Source organism: Actinomycetospora sp. (assembly GCF_055612215.1).
The window spans coordinates 1-6,814 of sequence record NZ_JBVPVA010000608.1; the positions used below are offsets into that span (position 1 = coordinate 1).

Annotated in this window: 3 protein-coding genes; 2 read left to right on the forward strand and 1 reads right to left on the reverse strand. The window is 71.0% G+C overall.

Features of this window, described 5'->3' with window-relative positions; translation table 11 throughout:
* The coding region (locus AC0CYZ_RS16800; protein WP_472217353.1) for a hypothetical protein at window positions 1-424 on the forward strand (424 nt) is incomplete at its 5' end.
* A 681-nt stretch (window positions 425-1,105) separates the two neighbouring features.
* Here AC0CYZ_RS16800 and AC0CYZ_RS16805 read toward each other — a convergent pair.
* Complete coding sequence (locus AC0CYZ_RS16805; RefSeq protein WP_472217355.1) at window positions 1,106-5,527, reverse strand: Hsp70 family protein; 4,422 nt, start codon at window positions 5,525-5,527, stop codon at window positions 1,106-1,108.
* A gap of 310 nt (window positions 5,528-5,837) precedes the next feature.
* Between AC0CYZ_RS16805 and AC0CYZ_RS16810 the strand changes: the two genes are divergently transcribed.
* Window positions 5,838-6,236, forward strand: coding sequence for an STAS domain-containing protein (locus AC0CYZ_RS16810; protein WP_472217357.1), 399 nt, complete (start codon window positions 5,838-5,840; stop codon window positions 6,234-6,236).
* Window positions 6,237-6,814: the final 578 nt, after the last annotated feature.

Consider the following 6,814-nt stretch of genomic DNA (forward strand, 5'->3'; position numbering starts at 1 on the left):
CCGGGGAGCACCGCAGAGCACGACCAGCTCCGACCTCGACCCGACCACGAGCTATCAGGTCCCGGTCTATGTGCACCCGGGCGTCCGCAACGCCGCCACCGACCGACGCAAGACCGACAAGCTGACCAACGCCGAGATCGCCTTCGACGCGCTCGACGAGGTCCAGCACCGCCTGACCGCCTTGATTCGCGACCGGCGCCTCCAGGCCCGCCCGGATAGCAGCCTGTTCCCGGGGCGAGTGCGGCGCGGACGGCTCGCCGGGGGAGGAGCAGCGGCCGCGGTCGGGGACGCCCGCCGCGTGCTGTGGGGCTTCCGCGCCACCGGCGCCGAACTCGAGATCATCGATCGGCTCGTCACCGACACCGGCGCCGAGTCACGCAGCGAGCTCGTGGCCGTCGCCTTGGAGGAGACCCTCCTGCGGTGAGGTCGAGCCCCGCAGATCGGGCGAGAGGGAGCGGTTCGCAGCCCGGCTCTGGCGCGGTCCGAGAGCCAGCACACAAACCAGCCCCGCCTAGCGTCGGGACGGCACCCGGTCGGGGGAGGTCTGACCGTTGGAGCCGCCGTCTCGGCGCGACCAGTGCACGCGTTGTGGTCTTAGAGGCGGTTCTCCGTGGCACGCCGAGCGTGGAGCTCTCCGGCGGCCTCCCGGAAATTGGCCCTCCCGTTCATTCCGCGGACGGCGAAGGGGAGTCAGGGTACGTGCATAGATGGTGGGTGCCCCAGGGTCGGTGGGGGAGCGGCGCGACCGGGGTGCGTCTGCCGTGGGCGGCGCGACAGGGCCGCCCGTGGCAGGGTGGCGGACTCAGCAGGAATGGCGGGAAGAACGCATATCACGGCATCTCCGATGCAGGAGCCGGTCCCGCCGATCTGACCGATCCACCAACGACGCCGTTCACCCGGCGGTAGCGAGGGCGGACATCGGTGGAGATGCCGGCGCAGAACTCGGTGTACAGCGCGTTGACCGCGAAGGAGCGTGAGCAAGGGGAGACAGCCTAGGTAGGGGCGCCCCGAGGATCCGCCGATGAGCGCCAGGGGCCGCGACGCCGGCTACTTCGAGCGGTGGCAGCCCCGATGGCCGCGAAATTCAACGGCGGCCGGGCCCGAGTCACCAGGTCCACGGGTCACGTTGCGCCTCGATAACCAGCTGCGGGACCTCCCCCCACGTGTTGACCACCGCCTCGGTCCTCTCGTACGTGGCGGACAGGATCGCGCCCACCACTTCACCGCCCGCCGTGAGGATCAGCGCCGTGCCAGGCACGGCCCGGGTAAAGCTCACCCGGGCCGCCGTCCGGCCGTCGCGCTGGTCCAGCCCCTGGACGATCGCCTCACCGGTCGGTGAGCCGGCCTCAGGGATGACCACGAGCCGATCGCCGACCTGCAGGAGGGACGGGTAGCCCACGCGGACCGGCGGCACGGAGGCCGCCGCGTGCAGTGGCAGCGCCGCGAGGCCCGCGCGGGAGCGGGCAACCCGCTCCATCGGGAACCGACGGGTTGCGAGGCGGACTACCGTACCCGCTCTGGGTTCTCCGCCGACGACGAGCAGTCCCGGCGTCACCGGTACCCCGAGGGCCACCACGTCCCCGCGGTCGTCGACGAGCACCGCGACGGCGGCGCGTACCGCATCTAAGTCGCCGCGACCCAGGACCTCGAGCGCCGCGTCGTACCCGTCCCGATCACCCACCGCCGCCAGGCAGTCCAGGTGTCGGCGTCGCAGGGCAACGGAGCGAGAATTCGCGTCGATCCGCTCCCACGCGGTGAGGGCATGGTGCGGCGCGTCGGCGTCGTGGTGGCGGACGAAGGCGGCAACGGGGTCGTCGTCGGGGATACGTGCGGCGATCAGTGCCGAGTTCCATGCGGCCACCGTGTCCTGCAGCGCTCGGTGTCGCTCCGCGCCGACTCGGAGTTCAGAGGCAATGGTCGCTTCGTCGTCCTCGGCCGTCTCGTCGATCGCCGTTCCGACGACACCGCTCGCGCGGTCGGCGAGCGCCCGCAGCCGGAGGTCGAGCGTCGAGAGTTCGTCGTCGACCTCCCGGCCCGTGCGGAACATCTCGGTCAGCGACGCGGCCGCCTCCGGGTTCTTCGGCGCAGAGGTCGAGCGGTGGGCGTCGCGGCGGAGTCGCCACTCCCGGAGCAAGGGCTCGGTATCGCCGAGAGCTGCCTCGACCTGGACCAGGAGCTCCCTCATCTCGGAGCGTTTTCCCTCTCGGGCACGCCGTTGTACGAACGCCTTCTGCATCCGCAGGCGCTCCTGCGGAGCCAACAGGGTTGTGTCCCGGACCGACACCGACCGGGTCTTCCCGGTCTCCTTGTCCGTTGCGGTGACGGTCAGAATGCAGTCGGCGTCGATCTCGAAGGTCACCTCAATCTGAGGGACACCCTGAGGAGCGGGCCTGATGCCGTCGAGCCGGAAGTCCGCAATCTTCGCCTCCGACGTGAGGCTCCCACCTTGAAACACCTCGATGTCGACCGCGTCCTGATCGTCCGCCGCCGTCGTGAAAGTCTCAGAGCGTTTCGTCGGTATCAAGGTGCTGGCCTCAATGAGGGGCTTGAACTCGCCGTCCTGTTCGTCGCCCTTAACCCGGAGCCCCAGTGCGAGTGGCACGATGTCCAGAAGCAGGACGTCGTCGAGATCACCAGCCAGGACCGCGCCATAAAGGGCTGCCCCACGTGCGACCGCCAGAGTCGGGTCGCCCACCCGTACGGTCCGCATCCCGAGCGCTTGCTCGGCGACCGCCCGGGTGGTCGGCGCGAGGAAGGGCCCACCCACGAGCACGGCCGTCGTGTTCGCCGGCCAGCCCATCCGGCTGAGCTCGGCACGGAAGCGGCGGCATGTCGTCGCGAGGCGTTCCAGAGGGCCGGAGAGGACAGCGTCGAGCTCGGCGCGCGTGAGGGCGAGCGTGACGTCTCGCCCCTCGGAGAACGCCGCCAGGACCTCGGTCACCTCCGACTCAGACGACAGCCGGACCTTCATGCGTTCCGCGGCGACCTCGAGTCGTCGCCGGCCAGATGCCGAGATCGCCACACCCCGGCTGTCCAGCTGGGCGACGAGGGCCTCGACCACCGCCGCATCTAGGTCGGCTCCGCCGAAGGACGTGTCCCCGTCGACCAGATTGACCTCGTAGACGCCGTCACCGATCTCCAGCGCGCTGAGGTCGAGCGTGCCCGCGCCGAGATCCACGACCACGACGCGCTCGCCCAGGTCCCGGCGCCCCTGGTTCACCGCGAGGCACGCGGCCGTCGGCTCGTGGATCAAGCGCACGACCTCGACTCCGCCGACCGATCCGGCGTCGCGAGTCGCATTCTTCTGGTTGTTGTGGAAGAACGCCGGGACCGTGACGACGACCTTGGTCCGGTCGACGCGGAACGGGTGCTCCCCGGCGAGTTCGTCGAGCCACTCGTCGGCCACCTCGATCCCGAGTTCCGCCCGCGCCAGCTCGGCGACGCGGGCGCGGACGTGGTCCGTCAGATGACCTTCGACGATCCCGCGGGCGTGATGGACGAAGCGGGCGGTGACGTCCTCGGGAGCGAGACGGCGGGAGCGGATGCGCCATCGACGGCGAGTCCCGATGGAACGTTTCGCCCCGCGGATCACGGCGATCACCCGGTCAGCGAGCTCCTCCTCACGGTCCAGCCCGATCAGCTCCTCGCCGGCCTGGTCCACGGCGAACGATGAGGGAAAGCGGTCGCGTCCCCGGTATTGGCAGGGAACGGCGCCGCCCGCCACGCGGTCGTATATGGCCACGACGCTCGTGGAGGTCCCGAGATCGAGGGCCCAGATGTCGGAGAACCGGCGGTCGACCTCACGCCGTGCCCGGCCGAGGATCCCGGGAAGGGCGGCCTTGAAGCGGGAGCGCTCGGCTTCGTCGGCCTCACCGAGTCGCATCCGCGCCCGGGCCGCCGTCTCGGGGTCAAGGATCTGTCCGCGCGTGCGCATCAGAGCCCGGAGGTGTCCAAGCGCCGGACTCGTCGACCCCTGGTGGTCGATCGCGGCCAGGCAGGCCTCGGCGAGGTCTGCGAACCGTCCTGCCGCGGCGGCGCACCGGGCGTAGGCGGCGGAGGCGCCGACCTCCGGGCCCAGCCGGTCCTCCCAGCACCTCATCGCTGCCGCCGGGTTGCCCGCCCGTTCGTAGCGTTCTGCAGCGCCTTCGAGGTCCCCGGCCCGACGCAGCTCGGCCGCCGCTCCTCGCAGGTCACCGCCCGCCTCGCTCGCTCGAGCACGCGCGGCAGCCGCCTCGGGCGAGTCGTCCTTGTCGAACACGCCACGTGCGTCACCGTGGCGTCCGGCGTCGGCGTAGAGCCGTGCCGCCCGGTAACGATCGCCGCCGTCCTTGGCCAGCCGGGCGGCCGCCGCGAGGTCGCCAGCCCGCTCCTCGACCGCGCTGTACTCGAGGAGAAGGGCCGGCCGACCCTCGAGCTCGCAGTCTCGGAGGAGCGCCAGCCAGTGCTTCCGGGACTCGCCGCGGACCGCGGCCAGCGTGGATTCGGCGCGCCCGCGCACCGCACCCTCAGGCGGCGCAGCCGCGAGGAGGGCGGCGGTGAGGCCTGCCGCGTCGCCGAACCGTGCGGAGTTCACCAAGACGTCGACGTGTTCGAGCACCGGGTCGGCGAGCCGTTCGACCTGCACGATGGACTCCGCCTCGCGCAGCTGGGTACACGCGCGCAGGGCCTCCTCCCAGCGCCCAGCCCGCTCGTGAATACCGACAATGCCGTCCCACCGACCGAGGGCCTCGAGGTGGGAGATTGCCTCGTCCGCACGGTTCTCGGTGATAAGCGCGTCCACCAGCCGGTGACGGGTCCGAACGCCGGACTCGTCGTCCTCCAGCGCGTGCGCGAGCTCGAGGGCGACGGCGAGCTCATCGGCTCGACTCGACGTTATGCACAACCGCAGGGCGCTCCGTCGCTGCTCGGGGGTGCGGGCGAGCTCGGCGGCCCACCGACCGCGCCCAAGGAACTCCGCGACCTCGAAGGACCATGGGAGCGCCGCGGACGGTACCCCGGTGAACACCGCGTGCCAGCCGTCCGGAGCCGCGGTAAGGCCGTGGTGGCGCAGGTGGAGCCCAACCGCAAGCCCGAGCCGGTCGCGTGTGAGCAGGCCACGTCGGCCCAGGTCGCGGAGGAACCCGGTCAGCCGGTATGGGTCTCCCACGGCGAGCCGGGGCAGGAGACTCGCGATCGTTTCGTCGCGGAGCCCGATGAGACGACCGTCGTCGGCGAGGTCGATAGCGACCGTGAGCGCATCGACGTCATCGTTGTCCTCGACCGCAGAGCGCAGCGACACCTCCTGGTCGCCGCCGAAGGCGAGGACGCGCTCCTCAGCGCCGAGCCGCGGACCGACCCCCCGGTGCAGGCGCGCCGACTCGGGCGGATCGTATCGAAGCGCATCCAGCATCACGTCCCGGTAGCAGGCCGCCACCTCGTGACCGTCCCGCACCTCCGGCCCCCGCTCGAGCAGCGTGTCCAGCCGTCGCCGGCTGCGTGCGGCCGCCTTTCGATCCCGCCGCCGTCCAAGCTCCTGCCACCACGACATCGACGCCCCTTCCCCCGAGGGTGCAACTCAACCGCGAGCAGCGTCGTGGGGGAAGGGCGGTGCCGCAGTCGAAGCGCCGCTGTGTGCGCTGCAGCTCGCATGGGCCACACGGTCGGAAGACAGCCTGGTGGACAGACGCCGATGCCGCGGCAAGAGCGCCTATCGCGGCGTTGACCCGTCCAGCGATCGAACTCACGGCCCATGCATATGGCCGGTTCGACAAAGATCGCGCATCAAGGGGTGGAAAACCCAGACGTCGAGGTCGAATGGCCCCTTCCGAACTCAGACAGCCATCCACCAGGATCAGGTGATGAACACTGAGGACGACCAGGGCCAATCCGACGACCCTGGCCGCGCGACCGTCTCGGTCACCAAGTCACCGACCGGCGCCCAGGTGGTCAGCGTCGGCGCCACCCTCGACGCTGTCGGCTTGGCGCAGCTGCGCCAGGAGTTCCGCGCCCTCCTCGCTCGCTCGGGCAACCCATTGGTGGTCGACCTCACCGCCGTCCGCGCCGTCGATCCCGTTCGCGCCCCCGTAGTCCTCCGCCACCTGGCGTACGACGCGGGCGACGCCGACGTCGACTTCCGGGTCGTCTGGGACCTGGTGGCTAACGAGCGCGCCCGACCTGCGCTTGGCGACGAGTCGCTGTTCGACATCTACCCCACCCTCGATGCAGCGCTGGAGGAGCTGCATCGGCGAGACCGCTGACACCGCCGCGAAGCCGTGTCAGGCAGGTCCGGTGATGTTACGAGGGGTTGTGCCCTCACACCGGCGGGTGCACCCCCTCTAATCGCTATACCCCAGCCCGTGGGATTGGGCTCGATGTCGATCGGAGGGCATATCGCGGCTTTGCAACCGCGCCGGGCACAGACGGGGCAGAGGCGAGGGCAGTGGCCGAAGCGCCTCCCGACGGTAGGTCATGCCGGACGAGGCCGTGACCTAGCTCTAACCCAAGCGACCGCGATGCGCGGTGTGGCGCAGGCCGCGCCTCAGTCCGCGTCCAGTGGGGGAGTGGGACACCTTGTACCTCGGCGCGCCTCCCCGAGCCGAAGCCGCGACGCGGGAGCCCCGGGCGAGGCTCGGAGCGGTGCCCGCCGAGCCGGCCGTCCTCAGCCGGGCGCAGGCTCGGCGTCGGCGGCGCGGCTGACCTCGGCCGGTGATCACGAAAACGGCCGCCTGTGCCGTACTGCGCCGGCAGCAACGGCTCGATCCGACCCCACAACCAATCCGAGAGCACCGTTGCACGACCCACCCGCCGGTCGTGGAACGGCCACCCTCATCTACTT